At 69.8% G+C, this 26041-nt stretch carries 23 protein-coding genes; 4 read left to right on the top strand and 19 right to left on the bottom strand.

The features are described 5' to 3' along the window. Positions 1-42 precede the first annotated feature (42 nt). From ACZ4EF_RS15820 to fabD, 19 genes are all read right to left on the bottom strand, one after another. Positions 43-417, bottom strand: a complete 375-nt coding sequence (locus tag ACZ4EF_RS15820) for an antibiotic biosynthesis monooxygenase family protein (protein WP_355337094.1) — start codon at positions 415-417, stop codon at positions 43-45. Positions 418-487: 70 nt separating this feature from the next. After that, the gene (locus ACZ4EF_RS15815) at positions 488-1036 is read right to left on the bottom strand and encodes a flavin reductase family protein (RefSeq protein WP_391046827.1); all 549 of its coding nucleotides are present in this window, start codon (positions 1034-1036) and stop codon (positions 488-490) included. Next, complete coding sequence (locus ACZ4EF_RS15810) at positions 1033-2400, bottom strand: cation:proton antiporter domain-containing protein (protein ID WP_401304701.1); 1368 nt, start codon at positions 2398-2400, stop codon at positions 1033-1035. The genes ACZ4EF_RS15815 and ACZ4EF_RS15810 overlap by 4 nt, the downstream gene beginning before the upstream one ends. 151 nt (positions 2401-2551) lie before the next feature. Next, complete coding sequence (locus tag ACZ4EF_RS15805; RefSeq protein ID WP_355337088.1) at positions 2552-4060, bottom strand: FAD-binding oxidoreductase; 1509 nt, start codon at positions 4058-4060, stop codon at positions 2552-2554. 43 nt (positions 4061-4103) lie between these two features. Continuing rightward, entirely contained in the window at positions 4104-5801 is a 1698-nt protein-coding gene (locus ACZ4EF_RS15800; protein ID WP_391046834.1) for an NAD(P)/FAD-dependent oxidoreductase, read from the bottom strand. Positions 5802-6222: 421 nt separating this feature from the next. Next, positions 6223-7884 (bottom strand): MFS transporter, encoded by a 1662-nt coding sequence (locus ACZ4EF_RS15795; protein WP_391046837.1) that lies wholly within the window; start codon positions 7882-7884, stop codon positions 6223-6225. A gap of 176 nt (positions 7885-8060) precedes the next feature. Continuing rightward, positions 8061-8876 carry a dienelactone hydrolase family protein gene (locus ACZ4EF_RS15790; protein WP_355337082.1) on the bottom strand — a complete coding sequence of 272 codons (816 nt, stop codon included), beginning with the start codon at positions 8874-8876 and terminating at the stop codon, positions 8061-8063. A 50-nt stretch (positions 8877-8926) separates the two neighbouring features. Further along, on the bottom strand, positions 8927-9169 hold the full coding sequence (locus tag ACZ4EF_RS15785) for a hypothetical protein (RefSeq protein WP_355337080.1): 243 nt from the start codon (positions 9167-9169) through the stop codon (positions 8927-8929). Beyond that, complete coding sequence (locus tag ACZ4EF_RS15780) at positions 9166-9846, bottom strand: nitroreductase/quinone reductase family protein (protein WP_355337078.1); 681 nt, start codon at positions 9844-9846, stop codon at positions 9166-9168. Before ACZ4EF_RS15780 ends, ACZ4EF_RS15785 begins: the two co-directional genes overlap by 4 nt. Positions 9847-9925: 79 nt before the next feature. Further along, the gene (locus tag ACZ4EF_RS15775; RefSeq protein WP_467504895.1) at positions 9926-13264 is read right to left on the bottom strand and encodes an FAD-dependent monooxygenase; all 3339 of its coding nucleotides are present in this window, start codon (positions 13262-13264) and stop codon (positions 9926-9928) included. Between the two features lies 1 nt (position 13265). Beyond that, positions 13266-14213 (bottom strand): aromatase/cyclase, encoded by a 948-nt coding sequence (locus ACZ4EF_RS15770; protein WP_355337074.1) that lies wholly within the window; start codon positions 14211-14213, stop codon positions 13266-13268. Between the two features lie 54 nt (positions 14214-14267). Continuing rightward, positions 14268-15053, bottom strand: coding sequence for a 3-oxoacyl-ACP reductase FabG (gene fabG, locus ACZ4EF_RS15765; RefSeq protein WP_188280345.1), 786 nt, complete (start codon positions 15051-15053; stop codon positions 14268-14270). Between the two features lie 258 nt (positions 15054-15311). Then, a complete protein-coding gene (locus tag ACZ4EF_RS15760) occupies positions 15312-15581 on the bottom strand; it encodes an acyl carrier protein (protein ID WP_355337071.1) in 270 nt (89 codons plus the stop codon). A 44-nt stretch (positions 15582-15625) separates the two neighbouring features. Further along, the gene (locus ACZ4EF_RS15755) at positions 15626-16933 is read right to left on the bottom strand and encodes a ketosynthase chain-length factor (protein ID WP_467504893.1); all 1308 of its coding nucleotides are present in this window, start codon (positions 16931-16933) and stop codon (positions 15626-15628) included. Beyond that, on the bottom strand, positions 16930-18186 hold the full coding sequence (locus tag ACZ4EF_RS15750) for a beta-ketoacyl-[acyl-carrier-protein] synthase family protein (protein WP_188280342.1): 1257 nt from the start codon (positions 18184-18186) through the stop codon (positions 16930-16932). The genes ACZ4EF_RS15755 and ACZ4EF_RS15750 overlap by 4 nt, the downstream gene beginning before the upstream one ends. A gap of 61 nt (positions 18187-18247) precedes the next feature. After that, entirely contained in the window at positions 18248-18577 is a 330-nt protein-coding gene (locus ACZ4EF_RS15745) for a TcmI family type II polyketide cyclase (protein WP_355337067.1), read from the bottom strand. Between the two features lie 62 nt (positions 18578-18639). Beyond that, positions 18640-19560, bottom strand: a complete 921-nt coding sequence (locus tag ACZ4EF_RS15740; protein ID WP_391160462.1) for a hypothetical protein — start codon at positions 19558-19560, stop codon at positions 18640-18642. Then, on the bottom strand, positions 19557-20354 hold the full coding sequence (locus ACZ4EF_RS15735) for a response regulator transcription factor (protein ID WP_355337063.1): 798 nt from the start codon (positions 20352-20354) through the stop codon (positions 19557-19559). Before ACZ4EF_RS15735 ends, ACZ4EF_RS15740 begins: the two co-directional genes overlap by 4 nt. 78 nt (positions 20355-20432) lie before the next feature. Beyond that, positions 20433-21389 carry an ACP S-malonyltransferase gene (fabD, locus tag ACZ4EF_RS15730; protein WP_391046853.1) on the bottom strand — a complete coding sequence of 319 codons (957 nt, stop codon included), beginning with the start codon at positions 21387-21389 and terminating at the stop codon, positions 20433-20435. A 1577-nt stretch (positions 21390-22966) separates the two neighbouring features. On the opposite strand from fabD, the gene ACZ4EF_RS15725 reads away from it, so the two are divergent. From ACZ4EF_RS15725 to ACZ4EF_RS15710, 4 genes are all read left to right on the top strand, one after another. Continuing rightward, positions 22967-23542, top strand: a complete 576-nt coding sequence (locus ACZ4EF_RS15725) for a hypothetical protein (protein WP_355337059.1) — start codon at positions 22967-22969, stop codon at positions 23540-23542. Then, positions 23539-23751 carry a MerR family transcriptional regulator gene (locus ACZ4EF_RS15720; RefSeq protein ID WP_188280336.1) on the top strand — a complete coding sequence of 71 codons (213 nt, stop codon included), beginning with the start codon at positions 23539-23541 and terminating at the stop codon, positions 23749-23751. The genes ACZ4EF_RS15725 and ACZ4EF_RS15720 overlap by 4 nt, the downstream gene beginning before the upstream one ends. Before the next feature lie 395 nt (positions 23752-24146). Continuing rightward, positions 24147-25088: an SIS domain-containing protein gene (locus ACZ4EF_RS15715; RefSeq protein ID WP_401715628.1), complete on the top strand. Its 942-nt coding sequence runs from the start codon at positions 24147-24149 to the stop codon at positions 25086-25088. A 101-nt stretch (positions 25089-25189) separates the two neighbouring features. After that, positions 25190-26035 (top strand): class II fructose-bisphosphate aldolase, encoded by an 846-nt coding sequence (locus tag ACZ4EF_RS15710; protein WP_467504889.1) that lies wholly within the window; start codon positions 25190-25192, stop codon positions 26033-26035. Positions 26036-26041: the final 6 nt, after the last annotated feature.

Raw genomic sequence — 26041 nt, 5'->3', positions numbered from 1 at the left:
AGCTCCTCACTGATGCGCGGTGGCCGGGTCGGCGGACAGGCCCTAGGCCACGCAGATCCCCTGGACGGCGACCTTCTCCGCGATGAACGGCCGCGCGAGCAGACCGTCGGGGTAGGCGCCGGCCTTCTCCTGGAACTCGGCCGACATGAAGGCCGCGAGCAGCGAGGAGGTCGACTCCCAGATCGCGATGTTGACCAGGGTGTTGCTGCCCGCGGTGCCGCGGTGGAGCTGGGTGGAGATGCAGCCGTCACAGGACTTCATGTAGGCGGCGTCGAGCGCCCAGCTCTCCAGGGTCTTGTCCATCTGCCCCTCGGGCACGACAAGGGTGTTGATGAGTACGACGGTGCCCGAGTCCTCCTGCTGGAGCTGGGTCTCGAAGGAGACCTTCGGGTCGACGGCCTCGAATGCGAACGCCATGGTGTGTCCTCTCGTCGTCATGGGCGGTGCGTGACGTGACGTGACGTGGATGGCTGACGTGCGGGTCCGCTCAGCCGTCGAAGATCGGGTGCGCTCCGCGCGGCTCCTCCTCCAGCGCGCCCAGGGAGCCGCGGAAGAAGATGAGCGGTTCCTGGTACTCGCGGGGCACGCCGAGTTCGACGACGCGGCCGACGAAGATGGTGTGGTCGCCGCCGTCGAACTCCTTGTCCAGGCGGCAGGCCAGGAAGGCCAGTGCCTCGCTGAGCACCGGCATGCCCTCGGCCGAGTGGTGGTGGGGCACGTCCTTGACCGCCGAGGTGTCCTTGCCCGCGAAGGCGCGGGCCAGCGGCTCCTGCGGCCCCGACAGGAAATTCACCACGAAGGAGCCGGCCTCGTCGATGACCGCGCGCAGCCGCGACTCCTTGTGCAGGCAGAACAGCACGAGCGGCGGGTCGAGCGAGACGGAGGTGAACGAGTTGACCGTCGTTCCCTCCGAACGCCCTTCCGCGCCGCTGGTGATGACGGTGACGCCGGTGACGAACAGGCCGCACACATTGCGCAGCAGCCTGCCCTCCACCGGCTCCGGCTGGTGCAGCACCTGATCGGAGGGCGCGCTCACGAGCGCCCCTTCTCGCCCGCGGCTGCCGCCCCGGCGCCGGCCCCCGCCTCGGCCTTGCCCGCCGCCTCCGCCTCGCCGACCTCGACGCCCACCGTCGAAGTGGCCATCAGCTCGCTGCTCTTGGGCAGCAGCGGACCGGCCAGCGCGGTCGTGACCAGCGCCATGATCACCATCATGGTGAACATCTGGCTGTCCAGGACGCCGAGTTGGACGGCGGTGTTGAGGATGATCAGCTCGGTCAGCCCTCGGGTGTTCATCAGCAGGCCGAGCGCCCTGGACTCCCGCCAGGACAGGCCGAACAGCCGGGCGGGCACCATCGCGCCGAGCAGCTTGCCCGCGCAGGCGACGACCAGGATCGCGGCCAGCTCCAGGTACTGCCGGGCGTGCAGGCCGTTGATGTCGACGCCGAGGCCGGTGACGATGAAGAACACCGGCAGCAGGATCAGGCTGACGTGGTCGAGCGGCTTGCGCAGGTGCTCGGCGAGCTGGAGCGCGGGCTCGCGCGGCATGATGAAGCCGAAGAGGAAGGCGCCGAAGATGCCGTGGATGCCGATCCAGGTCGTCAGGTAGGACGACAGGAAGGTACCGGCCGCCATGACCACCAACAGGGCCCGCCACTGCTGGCGTTCGCTGAAGAACCTGACCACCGCGGCCAGCGCGGGCCGCACGAGGACGAACATGCCGAGCACGTAGGCCGCGCTCAGGCCGAGCACCTGGAAGAGGTCACCGGCGCCGCTGGAGGTGACCAGCGCGGAGACGTACGCCAGCATGCACCAGGCGAGGATGTCGTCCACGGCGGCGCTGGCCAGGGCGAGGGTGCCGACCCGCGAGTGGGTGAGCCGGTTGTCGGTGAGGATCCGGGCGAGTACGGGGAAGGCCGTCACCGACATGGCCGCGCCCATGAACGTGGAGAAGGTGACGAAGGAGATGTGGTGCCCGGCCACCGTGTTGTGGTGCGGGTAGAGCAGCGCGGCCACCGCGACGCCGAGTCCGAAGGCGCAGGCGACAGAGGAGAGCGAGACCGACGCGGCCAGACCGCGGTGCGGACGCAGCATCCGCTTCTCGAACTCCCAGCCCACCATGAACATGAAGAGCATCAGGCCGACGTTGGAGACCGCGGACAGCAGCGGCCGTACGTCGGCGGGGAACAGCTTGTGCGACAGGTCGCCGGGCAGCAGCCCGAGCAGGCTGGGGCCGAGCGCGATGCCGGCGAGGATCTCGCCGATCACGGCGGGCTGGCGGACCCGCTTGGCGAGAGTGCCGAGCAGCACTCCGACCAGCAGGACGAAGGCGATGCCCGCCAGCATGGTGGCGACCTGGAGGTCGTTGTGGGGCGCGAGGCTGTGCAGCGCGATGCTTGTCATCGCAGTCCTCCGGGGACGGGAGCGGCTGGGAGATGCGGACTCGAGCGGTACGCGTCCGGGCGGTGTCCGGACGCACGACAGCGGGGTGGCACGGAAGTCCGTGGCCACCCCGCTGTCGTGAGAGGGATGTCGCTGTGTCGCCGTCAGGCCCCTAGCGAATGCTCTGGGCGAACCTGAAGGCGCCGTGCGGGTCGTAGCGGTGCTTCACGGCGGACAGCCGCGGGTAGTTCTCGGCGTAGTACGCCTGCCGCCAGTCGGGCAGTTCCGGGTCGATGAAGTTCTGGTAGGTCTCACCGGAGGACTGCCGGTCGATGACGCGGAAGCCGCTGTCGACGAACGCCTGACCCGCCGCCCTGCCCGCGGAGTCGGCGGCGTCGGGGGACCCGATGTCGACGAGGAAGTTCACCGTGAACAGCGCGTCGCGGTGGACGAACGCGGTGTCGGTACGGCGTAAATCCCTCACCGCCCCGCCCAGCGGGAGCACTTCCATGAGGTGCGCCTGGCCGGGTACCCGCAGGGTCTCGAAGAGCGCCGCCGCGTTGTCCCACACGCTGCGCGACGGCAGCCGGTTGAAGAACCGGCTGCGCTGGAGGCCGAACGCCGACCGGGGAAGCGTGCCGCCGGGCGTGGTGTCGGCCCGGTGGCAGGCGGTCACATCGGCCGCGCACCGGAAGAAGCCCATCATCAGCGGCTGGTACGGCACGACGCTCGCGGGGGTCTGGCTGGCCGGTGCTCCGGTCAGCGCCACCAACCGGGCGACCTCGCTGGTGAGTTCGGCCGTGGTGCCGGTGGAGGCGACGAAGACCATGACGTTGACCGGCGCGCCCGGCGAGGCGTCGAAGAGCTGGAGGAAGGCGCCGCCGCTGAGCGTGCGGGGCGCGTTGACGGACCAGCGCGCGTACCCGTCCAGGACGTCGGCGGCCTTGTCGAAGGTCCAGTTCAGATTGACCACGGCGAGCTGCGAGACGTTGACGGTGGTGATGTCGTACGAGGTGACGACGCCGAAGTTGCCGCCGCCACCGCCGCGTATGCCCCAGTAGAGGTCCCGGTTCTGGGTGGGTGAGGCGGTGACGACGTCGCCGTTGGCGAGCACCACCTTCGCCGAGGCGATCCGGTCGGAGCCGACGCCGTAGGAGCGGGTGAGCACGCCCAGGCCGCCGCCCTGGTAGAAGCCGCCGACGGCGACCGTCGGGCAGTAGCCGCCGATGATGGCCTTGCCGTGCGGCGCGAGCGCGTCGATGGCGTCGACGCCCTGGACGCCGGTGCCGACGGTCACCGTGTTCTGGCCGACGGATATGGAGTTGAGCCCGGAGACGTCGATCACCAGGCCGGTGCTCGTGGAGTACCCGCCGCCGCTGTGCCCTCCGCTGCGCACGGCGAAGGGTATGCAGTTGTCCTGCGCGAACTTCAGGGTCAGCGCCACATCGGCGGCGCTGACGCAGTAGGCGACGGCCTGCGGGTTGATCACGTCGAACTGTTGCAGGTCGAGTTGCTTCGCCGTCGTGTAACCGGAGTCGGTCGGCAGGACGAGCCGGCCCTGGAGGTGCGCGCGCAACTGACTCCAGGGTGCCCCGCTGCCGGCGAATCCGGCGGTGGCCCCAAGTCCTGACAGAGCCACCGCGGTCGCGCCCGCACCGAGGACTTTTCTGCGACTGATCATGGTGCTGTTCAACTTTCGGTCAGATGGAAATTGCCGGGCGGGGTCAGACGAACTTCTGCCCACGCAGACCGGACCGCACAATTCCGCTTACCATGTCGCGACCCAGTTCGCGCATCTCGCCCGGAGCCTTGAAGTTGGCCCAGTACATGAACTTAGCCATCATCGCGGTGGTCGGGTACACGAATTTGATTTCTGGGTCCTCCCATCCGAAAACGGGGTTGAGTTCATCCGAAGCACGGAGACTGTCCATGATCAGCTTGGCCGCCGCGTCGCCGTCGATGTCACCGGCCTCGTACTTCTCGCAGGCCTCCGCCATGATTTCGACGGTTTGCTTGAAATCCGGGCTGTTCGGCCACCAAAGACCCGGATTGGGGGTCTTCTCCAAATCGTCCAGCCATTTCACGTCGCCGCTCTCCTCATACCGCGCCCGCGCCCGGATCAACCGCAGCGCGCCGGGCGTGAGATAGGAGCCCCAGACACGGAACACCGCGTTCCACAGCGGGAAGTGGCTGAAGGAGATGTAGGAGCTGTTCACCAGTTCGTCGTTGAAGTGCAGCAGGCCGCGCTCGACGTCCTCGACGTACTGGAATCGCTCGTTGGCGAAGTCGTCGTCGTCCAGGGCGGGCAGCAGCCGGGAGCACAGGGCGTAGACGACCTCGAAGGTGTTGGACAGACCGCGCGAGAACAGCGGGTCGAGGAAGCCCGCCGCGTGCGACATCAGGCACCAGCGGTAGCCGATCGACTTGCTGGAGCTGTACTGGAGCCGGTCGGTGGAGACCCACTCGCGCACCCGCGTCGCGCCCTCGAACTGCCGCTTCACCGCCGGGTACTGGTCGAGGAAGCCCTGGAACTCCTCCTCGGGGGTGCGGTCCTTCGGCTTGGGATACGTCCGCTCGTCCATGGTGAGCCCGATGCTGGTGATCGGGTTCTTGGAGTCCTTGTGGTTGTTGAACGGGATGATCCAGAACCAGCCGCGCTCGATCATGTGGTGCAGCGTGCCGCCGTGCCAGGGCGCGCTGGCCGGCGGCCGCAGGCTCTCCGGGTGGTGGCTGACCTCGTCGAACGGCTTGATGCCGATGTAGTGGGTGAACATCGACCGGGAGTGGTGCTTGAAGCGCGCGGGCTTCTCGCGCAGGTCGAACTTCTCGGCCAGCAAGGAGCGGAAGCCGCTCGCGTCGATCAGGTAACGGGCCCGGAAGACCTCGCCGTTCTGCCCCGTGACCGTCACTCCGAAGTCGTCGAAGTCAAGGTCGGCGACCCGCCAGTTCTGCCGCGTCGTGGTGCCGTACTTGGCCGCCACGTTGAAGAAGTACATATCGGTGTCCTGCCGGAACAGGTGACCGGCCTCGGTGAGCGCTTTGGGAATGACGAACATCGTGGCGTCGCGCGGGTCGGGCTCCTGGCCCTTCTCGTGCTTGATGAAACCGAAGCTCTGCTTCTTGCCGTGGGTCGGGCCGATGTTCTTGGTGACGGCCTTGACGTCCAGCAGGTGCTTGATCTCCGGTACGTCGAAGCGCACCGCCAGGATGTGCAGCCACTCGATGAGTTGCGGGGTCATCGACTCGCCGATCGCCATCCGGGGATGGGTCGCGGCATCCACCATGACCACGTTCTTGCCCTGCCGGGCGAGGATCGCCGCGCTCACCGAACCCGCGAGGCCCGACCCGATGATCAGGACGTCGCAGTTCTGCGTCTTGGAGGCGCTGTTCACCGGAACGGATTCCTTGGCTTTGCTGGGCACGGAGCGCCCCTCTCTCTCCGGCGCGGACGGCGCGGAGAATCAACGACGGGTGTGTGGCCGAATTCCCAGGGCACACGCGGGCATCTGAAAAAGGGCGTGCAAAACAATCGCCGGGCCGACCCCGATGGGTCGGCCCGGCGATCGAGAAGAGGTGACCAAGATGTGAGACGCGGCGGCGTCGCGGCGGTGGTCCGCCGGCGTCAAACCGCAATTGGGCATACTTCTACTGCCCAATAAAGCGTGACACGCGGCGACACTCGGTGTCAACCCCGGTAATGGTGTACCGGAAGTGACGCGAGTGCCGCCGGTGTTATTGTCCGGACTCTCCCGACCCCTCCCTAAAGGGCAACTCACCCCTCCCTAAAGGGCTACTCGGAGAACCGCGGGAGCTTGCCGATGGACGGCTTTACCAAGGGGTGGCCTACCGGTGGGCGGCTCCGGAATCGGCCGCCGAATCTGCCGCGGGAGACCCCGCGCCGTCCGTCTGACCGGGAACGGCCGCACCCGACTCCGGCGTGGCCGACTTCTTCGGCCCGACGATGATCAGGCAGGCGATCACACCGACGAACAGCACGGCCATCGGCACGTACATGGTCGGCTTCATGGCGTCGACGAAGCCGTGCCCGAAGACCGCCGCGGCGGTGTCCTGGATGCGGTGGGCGATGTCGGCGGGCACGTTCGACGGGAACTTCATGGCGCTGCTCGACTGGCCGCCGACCTCGAGGTGCTTGCCCGCGTTGTCGAAGTTCTTCAGGAAACCGGCGCGGTAGTCGGACGGCACGGCGCCCGCGCGCTGCGCCGCCTGGTCCTTGAGGGAGGAGGCGAGCTGGTTCTGGAGCACCGCGCCGATGACGGCGCCCGCCATGACCGAACCGACCTGCCGCAGCGCGTTGTTGACGCCGGACGCGGCCCCGGTGAGCTTGGGCGGCACATTGCGCATGACCTCGGTGGCCATCGGCGTGAAGGTGCAGCCCATACCGGCGCCGACGATCACGACCGGCGCGATCAGCCCGGTCCAGCTCTGGCCGACCTCGACGGTCCGCACGATCCAGAAGACACCGCCGATGTACGCGAGCAGACCGCCCATCAGGATGTACTTGCCGCCGAACTTCTCGGCCAGCACACCGGAGGGCCCGGCGGTGAGCATCGAGCCGACCGCCATCGGCACCAGCACGCCACCGGCCTTCAGCGCGCTGAAGCCGAGCACCGACTGGAGGTAGATGGTCAGCGGCAGCAGCAGGCCGACGACGCCGAACGAGACGGCGATACCGACGAAGTTGACCACCGAGAAGTTACGGTCCTTGAACAGCACGAACGGCACCAGCGGCTCGTTGTCCTGCTGACCGCGCTGGTAGACCAGGAAGATCGCCAGCACCACGACACCGGCCGCGATCGTGCCCCAGATCGCGCCGTTCCAACTGTACTTCTGGCCCTCGATCAGACCGAAGGCGAGCAGGAACAGGGCGATGGTGGTCAGGACGACGCCGGGGATGTCGAAGCGGTGCCGCACCGTACGCGCCGCGGACGGCATGAACATGAACGAGGCGATGATCGCCAGCACACCGATCGGCACGTTGACGTAGAAGATCCAGCGCCAGTTGAGCTTGGTGACCAGCAGGCCGCCCAGGCTCGGTCCCGCGACCGACGCCAGGCCCGCGACCGTGCCCCAGATGCCGAGCGCGACACCGCGCTTCTCGTCGGGGAACACGTCCGCGATCATGGACAGGGTCTGCGGCAGCAGCAGTGCCGCGCCGATGCCCTGGATCGCCCGGAAGATGATGAGCTGGGTCGGGGACTGGGAGAGTCCGCAGGCGAGACTCGCCAGGGTGAACAGCGCCACACCCGCGATGAACAGGTTCTTCTTGCCGACGAGGTCACCGAGCCGGCCGGCGGTGATCAGCAGGACGGCGAGCCCGAGGGTGTACGCGTTGACGACCCACAGGATCTGGTCGAGGGACGCGTCGAGGCTGTCCACCATGTCGGGGATCGCGATGTTCACGATCGTCAGGTCGAGCAGGGTCATGAAGAATCCGAAGGACAGGATCGCCAGAATGACCCACGGATTACCACGCCATTTGTTCACGGTTCCTCCTTGCCGCGCGCGTCGGGCCGCACGGCGTTGCACGACCCACAGCCCCTTGCCCCCCAAGAGGTGAGCGGGGGCCGTGGGTGTGACATCGGTGGGACGGTCGAGACGCAACCGTCACCGAGGAGGTCCGCGAGTCCCGGCCGCGGGGGCCGCGGTCCGCCGGACGGGCCCTAGAGGGCCGCGGGCGCCAGACGCTCCCGCAGGAAGCTCACGACCCGCTCCCGCGCGGCGTACGCCGGGTGTCCGGGGATCTCGCGCATCTCCTCGGTCAGTACGGGGTGGGCTCCCTTGGGGAAGCCGCCCTCGTTGCCCTTCGAGGAGTCCAGTTCGATCACCTCGAAGGCGTCGCCGAGACTGCGCCGCAGGGTGTCGAACCTGGCCCGCGGGGACGCGCTGTCCCCGCTGAAGCGCATGCCCAGCACGCACAGTCCGCTGTTCTTGGTACGGCTCACCACCGTGTCCAGCTCGCCCCGCGAGAGGCCGGGGTCCGCGGACCGCTTGGCGCTGACCGGGAACGGCACCGCGGGCTGGGCGACGACCGGCGCGAGCACCACGTCCTCCACCGCGGCGGCCAGCGCGAACCCGCCGGTGAAGCACATGCCGACGATGCCGACACCGGGCCCGGGGGTTCGCGCGGCCAGATCCCGTACCAGCGCCCTGAGGTAGTCCGCGACCGGCCGCCGCGCGTCGACGGCGAAGGCCCGGAATTCGGCGGACACGCACAGCTTGGCGACGGTGGACAGCGTGTAGGGCGTGGAGTTCTTACGTCCGGGCCGTCCGAACAGCGACGGCATCGCCACGGTGAAGCCCTGGTCGACCAGGTGGTCGGCCAGGCCCAGCACCTCGGGCGTCATGCCCGGAATCTCCGGGACGAGCACCACTCCCGGCCCCGCGCCCTTCTCGTACACGTCGTGGGTGAGCCCGGCTCCCGTGAACGGGGCCGCGCGCCAGCCGGTGAGATCAGAGGTCGGTGCGGTACCGGTCACGAGGGGTTCTCCTTCAGACGGTTCTTCGGCCCGGGCGGGCGGACGGGCGGTCAGCCGCCCCCGGACTCCCGTCCCTGCCGCGCCCGGACGGCGAGGACGACGAAGGTGGTGATGCTCGCGATCAGGTCGATGTGGTCGATGGCGTGCGGCGACCCGTTCGCCCTGCGGATCTTCTTGGTGACGGCGAGGAAGTTGGCGGCCAGCGTACCGACCGTGACCGCCGTCCGCAGCGGGCTCGCTCCCCGCGCGGCGGGCGGCCCGGACCGACCCGCCCGCGGCCCGGCGGCGCTCACCGTACGGCGTCCGTCTCGCCGTCCGACGGCGCCACCGCCGCCAGCATGTCCTTCGGGGTGAACTTCACCACCGGGAGCAGGCGGCTGGCCCGGTTCTGGAACTCGTTGATGAACGGCAGGACTTCGGAGTACTTCGCCCAGATCCGGTCCCGCTCGGGGCCCGACAGGGTCTCGGCGAGGGCGACGATCTGCTCGCGGCCGATGTTGATGGTCACCTCGGGCGTGGCCTTCAAGTTGAGGTACCAGGCCGGGTGCAGGCCCTTGGGGCCGCCGGGGATGTCGAAGTGGCCGGGCACGGCGACCGCGTAGAAGAAGCCGCGCTCGTAGATGTAACCGACCGGCACGACACGCTCCTTGCCGGTCTTGCGGCCCAGCGTGTGCAGCAGCAGCGCGTCGAGGTTGCCCATCTTGCCGCCGATGCGGCCGTTGGACCGCTCGTACAGCCAGATGTGCACATTGAGCGCGCCCTTGCTGAGCGACTTCTGCACCTTCTTCGGCGGCTTGGAGTAGATGTAGACGTTGACGCGCATGAAGGCCCGCGTGATCGGGCCCGCGTCCAGACCCTGGTCAGGACGCGTCGTCCTGAAGGACGACAGCGCCTCGGTGTCCTGGATCACCGAGGTGTCACCCATCGGCTCGGCCATCGAGTCCTCCATGGGCTTCGGGGTGGTCTGCATGTGTGGTGCCCTTTCGCGAGATCCGGTGTTCTCAGGACTTCTGTGTCGGAACGCGTCGCTTCGTCGCAAGGCCGTCTGCTCAGAGGACCTTCTTGCCCTTGACACCCGCGCGGACCGTGCCGGACAGCAGGGCGGAGCCGAGGTCCCGCATCTGCGGCGGGGCCTTGCGCACGGCCCAGTACATGAACTTCGCCATCGTCGCCGTGGTCGGGGTGATCAGCCGGGTGTCCTCGGGGTCGCGCCAGCCGAAGGCCGGGTTCAGCAGCTCGCAGCGGCGGAGCCGGTCAAAGATGATGTCCGCGGCGCGGTCGCCGTCGATCTGCCCGGCCTCGTACTTCTCGCAGGTCTCCGCGGTGAGGTCGACGATCTCCCGGACGGCCGGCTCCGGCCACCACAGGCCCGGATACGGCGCGTCCTCCAGCGCGTCCAGGTGCGCGGGGTCGCCGGTGAGCGTGAAGTTGATCCGCGCGCGGGCCAGCCGCATCACACCGGGAGTGGCGAAGCCGCCCCAGACCCGGAACACCGCGTTCCACAGCCGGAAGTGGCCGAAGGAGATGTACGCGCTGTTCACCAGCTCGTCGTTGTAGTGCAGCAGGCCGCGCTCCAACCGGTCGACGTAACCGAAGCGTTCGACCGCGAAGTCGTCGTCGTCCAGGGCGGGCAGCAGCCGGGTCATGAGCGAGTGGACGACCTCGAAGGTGTTGGACAGGCCGCGCGAGAACAGCGGATCGAGGAAGCCGGCCGCGTGCGACATCAGGCACCAGCGGTAGCCGATCGACTCCTTCGAGCTGTACTGGAGCCGGTCGGTGGAGACCCACTCGCGCACCCGCGTGGCGCCCTCGAACTGCCGCTTCACCGCCGGGTACTGGTCGAGGAAGCGGGTGAACTCCTGCTCGGGGCTGATGTCACGGGGGCGCGGGTAGACCCGCTCGTCCATGGTGAGGCCGACGCTGGTGACCGGATTGGCCGCGCCCTTGTGGTTGTTGAACGGGATGATCCAGAACCAGCCGCGTTCGATCAGGTGGTGGAGCGTACCGCCGCTCCAGGGCGCGTTCTTGGGCGGTCGCAGGCTCTCCGGGTGGTGGCTGACGTCGTCGAACGGCTTGACGCCGATGTAGTGCGTGAACAGCGACCGCGAGTGGTGCTTGAAGCGCGCGGGCTGCTCCCGCAGGCCGAACTTCTCGGCGAGCAGCGACCGGTGGCCGCTGGCGTCGATGAGGTAGCGGGCCCTGAAGACCTCGCCGTTCTGCCCGGTGACGGTGACGCCGTCGTCGTCGAAGTCCAGGTCGGACAGCCGCCAGTGCTGCCGCGTCGTGGCGCCGTACTTGGCCGCGACGTGGAAGTAGTACGCGTCGGTGTCCTGCCGGAACAGGTGGCTGGCCTGGGTGAGCGCCTTGGGGATGACGAACATCGTCGTCTCCCGCGGGTCCGGTTCCTGGCCCTTGTCGTGCTTGACGAAGCCGAAGCTCTGCTTCTTGCCGTGGGTCGGGCCGATGTGCTCGGTGACCGACCGGTGGTCCAGCAGATGCAGCAGTTCGGGCAGGTCGAACCGTACGGCGAGGATGTGCAGCCACTCGATGAGCTGCGGGGTCATCGACTCGCCGATGGCCATCCGCGGATGCGTCTGGGAGTCGACCAGCACGACGCTCTTGCCCTGCCGGGCGAGGATCGCCGCGCTCACCGAACCGGCCAGACCCGCGCCGACGATCAGGACGTCACAGGTGCGGACGGGCGGCTTCGGAGCGGCCGGTCTCGGTGCGGCTGCCTTTACGGCGCTCGCCTGGGGGGCGGTTGCCTGAGGAGCGGTTGCCTGGGGGCCACTTGCCTGAGGGGCACTTGCCTGGGGCGCCGCCGTCTCCGCAACGCCCTTCCGTGGAGCCGCGATCGGCGTGACGGGGACCCGGGGGACGTCCTCGGCGCCGAACCAGCGCCGCAGCGCCGGAGCCGGGTCGGCCGCGCGCGGCGCCGACCAGGCGATGTGTCCGTCGGGCCGCAGCAGTACGGTCTTCTGCCCGTCGAGGAGCGTGCCGGGCACCGGGCGCGCCGACACCACGTCGACCCGGCCCGCCCAGCCCTCGGCGGCCCTGCCCAGCGTGGCCCGGCGCCTGGTGTCGCCCGACAGGTCGAGCAGCACGCCGCGGCCGGGCCGCAGCAGCTCGGTGGTGCCGGTGGGCCCGTCCGCGGTCGTCAGCGCGATGTGGGGCACGCGGCGGCCGGTCAACTCACCGGCCGTGTCGGGGTGAGTGTCGGCGTCGGGATCGCCGTAGCGGATGTCGAGGCCGCTGATCATGCCGGCGAGGTGGCCGCGGACGACCGAGGTGCGGGTGAGGAGTTCGGCGGCGGTGCCGCGGACCGCCCCGGTCTCGGGGCCGCCGAAGAGGATGACGGTCTGCGCCTCGATGTTGGCCAGCACCCGCCGCCCGACCGCGTGCCGCTCGGTGTGGTACGTGTCCAGCAGCCCGTCGGGCGCGCGCCCGGTGACCCGCGCGGCGAGCTTCCAGCCGAGGTTGGCCGCGTCCTGGAGCCCGAGGTTGAGCGCCTGGCCGCCGACCGGCATCTGCCGGTGGGCGGCGTCCCCGGCGAGCAGCACCCGGCCCCGGCGGTACGAGGCCGCCTGGCGGCTGGTGTTGCCGAAGGCGTTCAGCCACGTCGGGGTGCCGTGGGTGATGTCCTCACCGGTGACCCTGGCCCACACGGCGGCGATCTCGGCGTACTCGGGTTCCGCGGTCCTCGGCCGCACCTCGCGGCCGAACTCGTGCACCATGACGCGGGTGACGCCGTCGCGGGTGGCCGCGATGGCCACCCCGTTCGGGAGCCGCTGGAAGCGGCGGTTGGGGATGTCGAGCCCCAGCACGTCGCAGCGCAGCAGCTCCTTGGTGGCGTCGGAGCCGGGGAAGTCGAAGCCCGCCAGCCGCCGTACGGTGCTCTCCTCGCCGTCACAGCCGACCAGATAGCCGGCGGTGAGACGGGTGACACCGTCCGGGGTGGCGACCTCGACCTCCACGCCTTCCGCGCCCACGTCACCTTCGTCGCCGCCGTCGCCCGTGGTCAGGCCGAGCAGTTCGTGCTCGCGCCTGACCTCCGCGCCCAGCCCCGTGGCCCACTCCGCGAGCAGCTCCTCGACCCGGGCCTGCGGGACCTTCCACTGGCCGGGGTAGCGGGTGGTCGGCTCGCTCAGGTCGAGCGGCAGACCGCCGAAGTGGCCCATCGGCTCGTTGGGCGGCGTGCCCAGCGTCTCCAACAGGCCGCGCTGGTCGAGGAGTTCCATGGTGCGGGCGTGCAGGGTCGACGCCCGGGACTCGGTGGTGGGGGCGGCGAGCCGCTCCAGAACCGTCACCCGGGCTCCGCCGAGCCGGAGTTCACCGGCCAGCATCAGGCCGACAGGCCCCGCGCCGACGATGATGACGTCGGTGTCCATCTCAGCGCCGGCCCTCGGCGTAGTCCTTGGCGTGGCCCAGGGTGGCCCGGCTGTTGGTGCTCAGCGCGTTCTGCACGAAGGCGCGCGCCTCGGCGACCCCGGCGTCCGGGCCGAGGATCTTGGTGATGTTCGCGGTGTTGATCACCACGGTGTGCTGGGAGGTGGCGGCGACGCCGTCGCCCTCCTCCTCGAACAGCCAGTAGCCGGTGTGCAGCGTCATCAGCGCGGGCAGGGTGATCTGCTTGTAGACGATCCTGCTGTGCGGGAAGGTCACGCGCACCGACTTGGTGGTGTGCGAGGAGCCGTCCTTGGTGAGGGTGTCCATCTCCAGGATCTGCAGTCCCGGCGTCTCCTCCTCCAGCGAGACCCGCGCCACGTGCGGCAGCCGCTCCTTCCAGAGCTGCGCCTCGTTGATGAAGTCGTAGACGTCCTTGGCCGATCCGTCGATGTGGACGGTGTCGGCGAAGGACAGCAGGAGTTCGTCCGCGGAGCCGACGACCAGTTCGACGTTGGTCTTGAGCGCGGCCAGTTCGGAGCGGCTGTTGCGGTCCACGGCCTCGTCGATCCAGGCGAGATCGTCCGGCTTGTCGTCGATGGCGCGGTAGTCGTGCAGCAGCCGCACCCGCGACTCGGTGTCGGACACGGGCTCGATCACCCAGGTGCCGCCCATCGCCGCGACCGGCGGCGCCGAGACCTCCTGGCGGAATTCGATCCGCAGCGCCCGCGGGTCCAGGACGCGGCGCGACGTCCAGTTCTTGGCCGCGCCGTTGGCGGTGGCCCAGATGCGGATGCGCTCCTCGTTCTCCGAGCGCTCCACATGGTCGACGAAAACGGTCGGCGGGAAGATCCGCGGCCAGTTCTCCACCTCGGCGATCAGCCGGTACACCGCGGCGGCCGGGGCGTTCACCGTGATCTCGTGCTCCACCTCGCGGTGGCCAGTCTGCGTCATTCTCGTTCCCCTCACGCGAGTCGGACGTCGTAGGACGGGGTCGGTGGCGGCGGATCAGAAGTTGCCGAGGCCGCCGCACACGTTGATGGCCTGCGCGGTGATCGACGCCGCGGTGTCGGTGGCCAGGTAGCCGACCAGGCCCGCGACCTCCTCGGGCGTGGAGTAGCGGCCGAGCGGGATCTTCGACTGGAACTTCTGGAGGATCTCGCCCTCGGTGGTCGAGTAGGCCGCCGCGTAGCCCTGCCGGACCCGCGCGGCCATCGGCGTCTCGACGTAGCCGGGGCAGACCGCGTTGACCGTGATCCCGGTCGGCGCCAGCTCGTTGCCCAGGGCCTTGGTGAAGCCGACGACGCCGTGCTTGGAGGCGGAGTACGGGGCGCCGAGCACCACGCCCTGCTTGCCCGCGGTGGAGGCGATGTTGATGATCCGGCCGCGGTCGCGGTACCGCATGCCGCCGGTGTTGAGCACCTCGCGCGTCATCAGGAAGACGCTGTTGAGGTTGGTGTTGACGACGTCGAACCACAGCTCGTCGTCGATGTCGGCGGTGACGCCGCCGCCGCTGCGGCCCGCGTTGTTGACCAGGACGTCGACCGGCCCGTACCGCTCCACGGCGGCGAGCACGAACGCCTTGATGTCGTCGCCCGACTTGACGTCGCAGGCGGTGCCGTCGACGTCCAGGCCCTCGTCCCGTAGTTCCTTGACGGTCACTTCCACGCTCTCGGGCGTCCGCGCGCAGATGAACACCTGGTGTCCCTGTGCGGCCAGCGCCCTGGTGACGGCGAGCCCGATTCCGCTGGTGGCCCCGGTGACGAGAGCGACCCGCTGTCCCTCTGCCGACATGACTGCTCCTCCGACTCGGTACCGCTCGGCTGCGTACATGTGCTGCGTTCACGTGCGCTCTTCAAGTGCTGCGTTCATGTGCGCTGTACGTGTGGTCTGGGCGTGTGGGCTGGACGGGTGCGCTGTACGTGGGGGCTGGGGGTGTGGGCTGGGGGTGGGGGGGGGGGGGGGGTGGGGGGGGGGGGGGGGGGGGTGGGGGGGGGGGCCCCCCCCCCCCCCCCCTCGCCCCCCCCCCCCCCCCACCGGGTGGGGGGAGCGTCAGGCCGCGTGTTCCGCGGCGAGTTGCTCGTTGACGACGGCGAGCAGCGCCCGCGGCGTCTCGACGACGGTGATGGAGGTGTCCTCCAGCTCGATCCCGTGCTCGCGCTCGATCCGGCTGCCGGTCTCCAGCAGCGCCAGCGAGTCGTAGCCGAGGTCCTCGAAGGTCTGGTCGAGGATGTCGCCGTCCAGGTCGATGCCCTCGCTCTCGCCCGCGGCTTCCCGGAGGATGCGCTTGAGGTCTTCGATCGTGAGTTCCGGTCCGGCCATCTCGGTCCCTTCCTGAGGTGTGGCGACGGCGGTGCGCGGGCCCGTCACCGGGCTGCTCCGCGCACGACCATCGCCGAGTTGAAGCCGCCGTAGCCCCTGGCCAGCACCAGCGCGGCGTTCACCGGCGCGGTCCTGGGCCGGTCGACCACCAGGTCGAGGTCGTACTCGGGGGCGGGGGCGACATGGGTGGTGGGCGGGATGACCCCGTCCCTGATCGACAGCAGCGCGGCGGCCGTGTCGAGCGACGCGGCTCCTGAGTAGAGCCGTCCGGTCATCGTCTTGGGCGCGGTGACCGGCACGCCGCGCGGTCCGAAGACCGCGGTGATCGCGTGGGCCTCCGCGCGGTCCAGTTCGGGGACGGCCGCCGCGTCGGCGAAGACGACGTCGATGTCGCCCGCCGTCAGGCCCGCGTCGGCCAGCGCCGCCTCGACGGCCCGCCGCAGACCGGGCTCCCGGCCGCTGCCGGGCCTGGGGTCGAAGGTCGAGGCGTATCCGGCGATCTCCCCGTAGACCTTGGCGCCGCGCTCCCGCGCGGACCCGGCGTCCTCCAGGATCAGCAACGCGCCGCCCTCGCCGGGCACATAGCCGTCGGCGTCCGCGGCGAAGGGCCGGTACGCCTTGTCCGGGTCGTCGCTGTCGGTGAGCCGTCCCGCGGCGACCTGCGCGATCCATCCCCAGGGGCAGATCGAGCCGTCGACGCCGCCGGAGACGATCAGCCGGGTGCCCTTGCGGATCTGCCGCCTGGCCTGCGCGAGCGCGTCGAGGCCGCCCGCCTGGTCGGAGACGACGACCCCGCTGGGGCCCTGCATGCCGTTGCGGATGGAGATCTGGCCGGTGTTGACCGCGTAGAACCAGGCGAAGGACTGGTACGCGCTGACGTGCTGGCCGCCCTTGGACCACAGCTTCTGGAGTTCGTTCTGGCCGAATTCGAAACCGCCGGAGGAGCTGGCGGTGATGACGCCCATGTCGAACTGTTTCCACTCGTCGAGCTTCACGCCCGCGTCGGCCAGCGCCCAGTCGGCCGCGACCAGGGCGAGCCTGGTCATGTGGTCGGTCTGCGGGATCAGCCGGCTCGGCAGGTAGTCCGTGGCGACGAAGCCCGGTACCTCGCCTGCGAGTTTGGCGGGGTAGCCGGTGGCGTCGAACCGCTGGACGGGTCCGATGCCGTTCTTCCCCGCGAGCGTCGCGGCCCAGAACTCCTCGGTGCCCAGGCCGTTGGGCGCGGTGACGCCGATACCGGTGACGACGACGGAACTGGCGGCGCCAGAGGAGGCGGCCGTGCTTTCGGAAGCGGCCGGGCCCGTGGAAGCGGTCGTGTCCGCGGAAGCGGCCGTGCCTTCGGAAGTGGTCATGCCGCCCTCCGCAGCACCATCGCGCTCTGGAAGCCGCCGAAGCCGCTGCCGACGCTGAGCACGGCGTCGGTGGTCCACTCCCTGGCCTTGAGCGGTACGTAGTCCAGGTCGCACTGCGGGTCCGGCTCGTGCAGATTGGCCGTCGGCGGGACCAGGTTGTTCTCGATGGCCAGCGCGGACGCGGCGATCTCGATCGAGCCGATCGCGCCGAGCGAGTGCCCGACCATCGACTTGATGGAGCTCATCGGCGTCCGGTACGCGTGGTCGCCCAGCGTGCGCTTGACGGCGGCGGTCTCGTGGCGGTCGTTCTGCTTGGTGCCCGAGCCGTGCGCGTTGACGTAGTCGATCTCGTCGGGGTTCATCCGCGCCTCGTCCAGGGCCGTCCTGATGGCCTCGGCCATCTCCAGGCCCTCGGGCCGCAGACCCGTCATGTGGAAGGCGTTGGAGCGGGTGGCGTACCCGGCGATCTCGCAGTAGATGTGCGCGCCGCGCGCCTTGGCCGCCTCGTACTCCTCCAGCACGAACATCGCGGAACCCTCGCCGAGGACGAAGCCGTTGCGGGAGTTGTCGAACGGCCGCGAGGCGTGCTCGGGGTCGTCGTTGCGCGAGGTGGTGGCCTTGATGGCGTCGAAGCAGGCCACGGTGATCGGGGAGATCGGGGCGTCGGTGGCGCCCGCGATCATCACGTCGACGCTGCCCTCGCGGATCAGCTCGGTCGCGTAGCCCACCGAGTCCAGGCCGGAGGTGCAGCCGGTGGAGACCACCGTCGCCGGGCCCTCGGCCCCGGTGGACCAGGCCACTTCGCTCGCGAAGGAGCTGGGCACGAAGAAGTCGTACAGATGCGGTACCGCGTACCGGTGGTCGTTGAGGTCGAGACGCCCGCCGTCACTGGTGACGCGGTACTCCTGGTCCAGGCCCATCGTCGCGCCGACGGCGCTGCCGACGGTCACCCCGGTCCGGTACGGGTCCAGGTCGGACATCTCCAGTCCGCTGCCCGCGAGCGCCTCCGCGGCCGTGACCACCGCGAACTGCGCGGCGCGGTCCATGCGGCGGATCTCCTGCGGGCTCAGTCCCAGTGCCTCCGGGTCGAAATCGACCTCGGCCGCGACGCGGGAACGGAACGGGGCGGGATCGAAAAACGTGATGCCTCTGGTCGCGGTTCGGCCGTCGCTCAGCAGACTCCAGAAGTCCTTCACGCCGACACCCCCCGGCGCCACGACCCCAATGCCGGTTATCACCACTCGCCGTCCCATGTGGACGCCGCTCCCTTCGGAATTTCGTGAATTCTTGAGGACAGGCTTGAGATCAGGTCCGTCACTCGGACTTGGCCCAGTGATAGAAACGCGTGGCCATCGCGTCCTTCGGCGACCGCCAGGTCGCCGGGTTGTAGGCCTCGATGTGCGGCTTCAGGTCGGCGCTGACCTGCACAAAGAGCGGGTGGTCCTTGGTCTGTTCGATGGTCGTGTTACCGGCCTCCGTGTCGAAGTCCTGGAGGTGGAAGTAGAGGCCGTTGTAGGAGAAGAGCTCCCGTCGACGGGTGCCCATCAGGTCGGGCATCCCGGTCTGGTCGAATTCCCCGAAGATCCGGGCCACGTCCTCCGCGGACTGCGGCAGCATGCGCGCGACTATCAACGTGCTGTGCATCGTTCGCTCCTGGTGATGGGAGTGATGGAGGGGTCGTCCGCTGGTCGTCGAAACAGGCCGTCCTAGCGGGATCGTTCGGCAGATCGCTCGGCGCGGCGGCTGAAGCACGCGTGTGCGTCGGCCTCCGAGTAGTAGGTGCGGCCCGAGCCGTGCCTGCGGCGCCAGCTCTGCTCGCTGGCCAGCCGGTAGACCGTGCCGACCGGGGTGCTCCACAGCCGCGAGATGTCGGCGGCGGTGAGCCAGCGCTCGGCGACGGCGGGGGTGACGGCGGCGGGACCGGCGGAAGTGCCGGCGGAGGTGTCGGCCGCTGTACCCGGGGCCGTGTCCTCGGCGGGCATCAGGCGGCGCAGATGGGTGAGTTGGTGCCCGGCCCAGGTGTGCCCGGCCTGGGCGTCGCACTGCACGGCCGGGTGCGCGGCCGTCGCCCCGACGCGTACGACGGCGGACAGCCGCCCCTCGCAGCCGGGTTCGACGCAGTCGCCCAGCGCGATCCGGCGGATCTGCTCGGGGTGGGCGACGCGGCGGGCCCTGCTGACCAGCCGGGCCACCTCGCGGGTGGCCTCGGCGACGGCCGGGTGCCCGGCCAGCCAGTCGGCGTGCCGCAGCAGGAACACCGACAGGGTGCCGACGGACCGCTCGGGCGGTACGAGCCCGCGCTGCTGGGCGATCAGGCCGCTCCAGGAGCCGAGCACCCCGAGGATCGCGGCGCGTGTCTCGGCCGCCGCCGGGTTGAACGGCATGCCGGGCAGCGGGCCGCCGCTGGTGCGTTCGCGCAGCCCCTTGGCCGCGGCGCCGCCCAGCACCCGCTCGCAGTCCCGGTACAGCTCGGGGAGCATGCCGATGCCGGTGGTCAGCCGACGGTGGCAGGCGGCGCACAGCCGGTTCCCGCCGACCGGACGGCCGGGGTGCCGGCCCCCGTCGCGGGGCTCGGCCTGCCGCGTACCGCATTCGTGTCCTTCGCACCGCACGGCCGCGCGGCTCATGCGGAGGACCCGGACCGTTCGAGCCCCAGACCGAGCCGGAATCCGACACCGCGGACGGTGACGATCCACTCCTTGGCGCCCAGCTTCGTCCGGAGGCTGCTGACATGGGTGTCGACGGTCCGCCGGGACCACGAGTCACCCCACACCTGCTGCATGAGCCGCTTCCGGGTGATGACGATGTCCGGGTGCGAGGCCAGCAGGTAGAGCACGTCGAATTCCTTACGGGTCACATCTATATGCCGTCCGCCGAGCCGCACTTCGCGCGATCCGGCGTCGATCCGCAGCGGTCCGCAGGAGATGACCCGCGCGGAGGCGGGTTCCGGGCGGGCGCGGCGCATGACCGCGTCCATCCGGGCCATCAACTCGCGGAAGCCGTACGGCTTGACGAGGTAGTCGTCGGCGCCTGCCTGGAGGCCGAGCACCCGGTCGAGTTCGGTGCCGCGCGCGGTGACGGCGATGACCGCCACGTCGCAGACCGACCGGATGCTCCGGCAGACCTCGAGTCCGTCCAGGTCGGGCAGGTCGAGGTCGAGCAGGACCAGGTCCGCGTCCTCGTACGTCTGGAGTGCCGCGCCGCCCGTGCCGACCGACGCGACCTCGTGTCCGTGCCGCCGTAACCCCCTGACCAGGGATTCGGCGTCGTCTGCATGAGGTTCCACCACAAGTACCCGCCAGCTCACGGACGGCCCCGGCACTCCCCGTACCGGCGATGCGGTACGTATCTCGGTGCGATTGACGTTTGCGGACGCACGTGGGGCTGGTATATGAGGCTTCAGAAGGTCTATCCGGCTCATGGGTCCGCCCTTTGTGACGCTCAGGTCCGACTGCGACCTGGGCCTGATCGGTTCCTTGGACTGCTTGCGAGTCTCCGGTCAACCTCCGGCCGCGAATGCGAGCGCATCGAGAGTCGAGGCACACTGCCGTGAATCGAATGTCGCGAACACCCGTGCTGCCGGGGCGATCCGGCGGCACAGGCCGCCGAGTACCTTTCCGGGTCCGATCTCGATGAAGCGGTCCACGCCCGCGTCCGACATTCCGGCCACGGTTTCGGTCCAGCGGACCCGGCCGGTGAGCTGGCGTTTGAGCGCGGTACGCGCCTCGGCGGCGGTGGTGACCGGCGCCGCGGTGACGGACGAGATCGTCTCGACCACCGGATCGCGGAATTCCACCGCGTCCAGGGCCGCCGCGAATTCGTCCTCGATCTCGCTCATGAGACTGCAATGGAAAGGCGCGCCGACTTCGAGGGGGACCGCCCGGCGCGCGCCGGCGTCCTTGGCGGCGGCCATCACCCATTGGACGGCTTCGGCCTGGCCCGAGACGACCGCCTGCGCCGGTTCGTTGTCGTTGGCGATCTCGACGATCTGGCCGGTGCCGGTGGCGGCCTGTGCGCAGATGGCCTCGACGTCCTCGAGCGGCAGGCCGAGTACGGCCGCCATGGCGCCGGGCACGCGTGCGTTGACCGCGGCCATCAACTGGCCGCGCAGCCGTACGAGTCGGAGGGCGTCGGTCCATTCGAGGACGCCCGCGGCGACCAGCGCGGTGTATTCGCCGAGGCTGTGGCCCGCGACGATGTCGGGGGCGAGACCGCGCGGACGCAGGCTCTGCCAGGTGCACAGGCTGGTCAGGAAGATCGCGGGCTGGGTGATCGAGGTGTCCCGGAGGACCTCGGCGGGTCCCTCCCAGCACAGCCGGGACAGTGGAAGGCCGAGAATCTCGTCCGCGGTGCGGTAGTAGGGGCCGACCAGATCCGGATGCTCTCCGGCGAGGTCGAGCCCCATTCCCACCTTCTGCGAACCCTGGCCGGGGAAGACAAAACCGATCCTGTCCATGCGCCGCAGGCTCCTTTCGGCCTTTCGCGGTGCCGGTGGCGGGCGGTCGGAGACGGCGTGGCCGCCCATGACGAAGCCCCGCGGCTGCACAGCGCACGCGGGGCTCGGTGATCTGAGTGTGATTGCGGCGTCCGAGGTCTCACTGCTGCCCGGATCCGGGCATACCTCGGCCGCCGGAAGTATCGTGACAGTCTCTTGCCGCCGATGTCAACTTCACTTGGTCAGCGGGCTGTTTGCGCAGTTCATCGACGGGTCGGGAGTATGCGGTCGGGAAAGATGGTTGCAGTGCCCCTCGAATTTGCGTGACACCGATGAAGTCCGATGATCCTCATAGCATCGCCTCAACATCGAGCATTTCGGAACACTCCGGACCCGAATGACCATGGAGCCTGACGCGCTGTCAGATGGTGATTGTTCGCGGGTTCACGACGGCGTCACGCTAGCGTGTAGTCACATTTTACGAGGCGGCATTCTCGTCAATGAGCCGCCGGTCAGGGCCGCGTGGAGCGTGATCGTCGCAGGTAGATCAGGTGTGGACGGCTCCTGCGTTTGCCTGTATCGTCGCCTGCCAAACGCGAACATCCGTATGCTGTAAGCCGTACATGACTCGGGAGCGGGGGTTCCGGATCGTTATGAACACGGATTTAACGCGACAGGCCCAACTGGACTCATCACGGCCACCACGGCGTTTCCGATCGCCGGTAACCTCGGTCTCGTGCCGGGGTGCTTCAGGCACGGTGGATGAGCCGGTCACCTCATGGCGCCACGGGAGCGTTTCTCCAGGTCACCCTCGGGCGACCGGCGGGGATCCAGCTTTACGAACGGTCCCGGGCACGGCCCAGGGCACCGTCATCCGTCTCCGCCCGAGCCACTGCTCGGACGCGGAGGCCGGCCAGGTCCGCGCACGCTCCGGCGACTCGACGGTCGATTCGGCCGTTGATTCGACGGCGCGGCGGGCCCCGTCCCGCGTGGCACGGACGATGACGTCCCGCTTAGGCGACGCCACGGCACACGCGCGCCCCACATCATCCCGTACCGGTGCGATCCACTCACGACGCACACCTCCATGATCCGGCGTGCCCCATGGGCCCCACTGGTCTGTGGAGCCCGCGAGCACCGCTGCTCGCGGTATATCCGGTCGGCCCGGCCCTCGCCGACCGTTCTGCACTGCGTTCAGCACTGCGTTGAGATGGTCCAGGCGTTCCGCTGAGTAGTTCCCTCGCGCCTGGAGTACGTCGACAGGTTCCGGATCCAGCGGTCGCCGCTGACGGTGCGCCATTCCGTCGGAGGCAGCCGATGCACGGCCATGTTCCGACGGGACGTCGCTCACCTGCACCGACGACGACTTTCGGCATGTCCTGAACAGGGCGCACTCCCCTCGGTCATCGAGTCGATCGACGAGTTCGCACTGCGACAGCCACCTTCCGACATCATGACCAACGGGTGACCAAATGAATTCATCTCCATGTGTGGGCCAAAAATGCGGCAACGTGCCGCACGGGTCGCGACCGCGCCGCACAGCGGCCCCGGGGCTGCGTCTGTGCACCTCGTGCTACCACGATCTCAAGGCGAATCTGATGGAGCTGCCGGAGATCTACGACGACTGCGAGTCGGTGCTCCATCCGCGCCGCAACCCGACCCTCCAACGGGTCAGCGGCAGCAGGCAGTCGACCGGAATACGGCTGGACGAGGCGGCGATCACCGCCCGGTCCGGCATCGTCGGGTTCCTGGCCTCGTGGGCGGCGATGGTCGCCGAGGAGCGCGCCGTCCGCAAGCCGGTCCGCAGGCAGCCGGAGGAGATGGCCGACTTCCTCGTCGTCCACCTCAACTGGCTGCTCGCGCACCCGACCGCCGCGGACTTCGCGGAGGAGATCTCCGAGATAACGCACCGCGCGCGCCGGTCCGCCTACACGCAGCCCGCGTTGCGCATGGATCTCGGCCAATGCATCCATTCCGGTTGCAGCGCGGCGATGACCACGGCGCCGTCGTCGCCCGACGGCCGGCGCACTCGAGAAGTGAGCTGTACCGCAGGACACAGTTGGCAGCCCCACCAATGGCTTCTGCTATCCCGGCAGATTCAGCAGACGCGGCAGTTCGCGCGCGGCACTGCGGGAGCGGCAGCACAATCCCAGCGCCCGGAGGACGCCGCATGAATCCGCCACCGCGCAATAGAAGTCGGCTTGTTCCGACTCAACTCGCCGCACTCGCCGCCGGAGTCTCCGAGGCGACGATCAGGAAATGGGCCAGCCGCGGCAAGATCACCCGCTACGGCAGTCCCGGACGCGCGCAATACGATCTCGACGAGCTACTCGAACGTGTGGCCGCGAAAACGGAAGCGGCGGCTCTGAAGGAATCCACGTGAGCGCTTCGGGCCTCGCGTAAAGCAATTGACAGAGGACGAAGAGCCCTGCCTGTCGTGCGGAGCTTTCTCTCGGGCAGGGTTTCCTCCTCGTTCTTCTCGTTCTCACCGTTCGGCCTTCGTCGGGTCCGGCCGCCGTTCACGCCCTCGTACCAGAGAGCCGGACCGCGCGACGGGATGTGACATCCGGTGCGGGAAGTGTGACGCGCGCCTCATTCGGCCGCCGGACAGGGGGCGCGCCGCCCGCGTGCGCCCTTAGCGCAGTCCGGGACCTTCCGCCAGCCCTCTCCTCTGTGTACATTTATGCTCGATAGCTGCTCGTTTCGAGCAGGATCGCGCATCCGCACCGCGCGTCGCATCTCGCACGCCGTATCTCGCACACCGCACGAGGAGCCCCGATGTCCGCGTCCCTCACCACCACCGAGACCGCCTCCCAGCCCGAGTGCTGGCAGCGGGCGGCCGATCTCGCTCCCGCCGAGGCCGGAAAGCTGCCGCGCGACGGCGAGCGGGTGGCGGTGATCGGCTGCGGCACCTCCTGGTTCATGGCCCAGTCCTACGCCGCGCTGCGCGAACAGGGCGGCCACGGCGAGACCGACGCCTTCGCGGCCTCGGAGTTCCCGTTCGGCCGCGGCTACGACCGTGTGCTGACGATCACCCGCTCCGGCACCACCACCGAGGTGCTGCGGGCGAGCGAGCGACTGCGTACGGCGGGCGTCGCGGTCACGGCGATCACCGCCGACCCGCACACCCCGGTGATGGAGGCCGCCGACGAGGTCGTGGTGCTGGACTTCGCCGACGAACAGTCGGTGGTGCAGACCCGGTTCGCCACCACCGCGCTCGCGCTGCTGCGCGCCCACCTCGGCCACGACCTGACCGCGGCCGTCGCCGACGCGCGGCTGGCGCTCACCCAGGAACTGCCCACCACCGTCACGGCCGCCGAGCAGTTCACCTTCCTCGGCACCGGCTGGACCTACGGCCTGGCGCAGGAGGCCGCGCTGAAGATGCGCGAGGCCGCGGGCGCCTGGACCGAGAGCTACCCGGCGATGGAGTACCGGCACGGCCCGATCAGCATCACCGGCCCCGGCCGCGTGGTGTGGGCCTTCGGCGCCCTGCCCGAGGGCCTGGCGGACAACGTCGCGGGCGTGGGCGGCCTTCTCGAGGCCGGTTCCGCCGCGCCCGCCGACGGCGGCACGAGCGCGGTCGGCGGTACGGGCGCGCCCGTGCTCGACCCGCTGGCCGACCTGGTGCGGGTCCAGCGGCTCGCGGTGGCCATCGCGGAGAACAAGGGGTACGACCCGGACCGGCCGCGCAACCTGACGCGTTCCGTCGTCCTGGCCTGACGCCAACCCCCGCGCGGCGCTCCGCTGTTCGGCGGACCGCCGCCCGTACCCCCGCCCGCACCCGTGAAACCGGCACCGCCGTACGTACCCCGAGGAATCCCATGCCTGCCGTCTCCACCGCAGAACTCGTCACCGCAGCCCGGGCCGCGGGCCACGGGGTCGCCGCGTTCAATGTGATCACGCTGGAGCACGCGGAGGCGATCACCTCCGCCGCGCAGGCCGCCGGGCTGCCGGTGATCCTCCAGATCAGCGAGAACGCGGTGGCCTTCCACGGCGGCCGGGTCGAGCCGGTGCTGGCGGGGGCGGCGGCGGTCGCGCGGGGCGCGGCGGTGCCGGTCGCCCTGCACCTGGACCACGTGGAGAGCGAGGAGCTGCTGCGGGCGGGCGTGGCCGCCGGGGCGTCCTCGGTGATGTTCGACGCGTCGAAGCTGCCGTACGAGGAGAATCTGCGGGCCACCGCGCGGATGGTGGAGTGGGCGCACGGCCAGGGCGCCTGGGTCGAGGCCGAGTTGGGCGAGGTCGGGGGCAAGGACGGGGCGCACGCGCCCGGCGTGCGGACCGACCCCGCCGAGGCCGCCGCCTTCACCGCCGCGACCGGGGTGGACGCACTCGCCGTCGCGGTCGGCAGCTCGCACGCGATGACCGACCGCTCCGCGCGCCTCGACCACGAACTGATAGCCGCGCTGCGCACGGCCGTACCCGTACCGCTGGTGCTGCACGGCTCGTCCGGTGTGCCGGACGACGAGCTGCGGCGGGCCGTCGCCGCCGGGATGGTGAAGGTCAACATCGGTACGGCGCTGAACATCGCCTTCACCGGGGCGGTACGGGAGCACCTGGCGGCGGACCCGGCCGTCGTCGACCCGCGGCGCTATCTGCGGCCGGCCCGCGACGCGATGTCCGCCGTGGCGGAACACCTGCTGCGCGTCGTCGCGGGCCGTCCGGTGTGATCCGTA

This window comes from Streptomyces sp. NPDC025721, from assembly GCF_055558595.1.
This window is presented reverse-complemented; position numbering and strand designations above follow the sequence as displayed.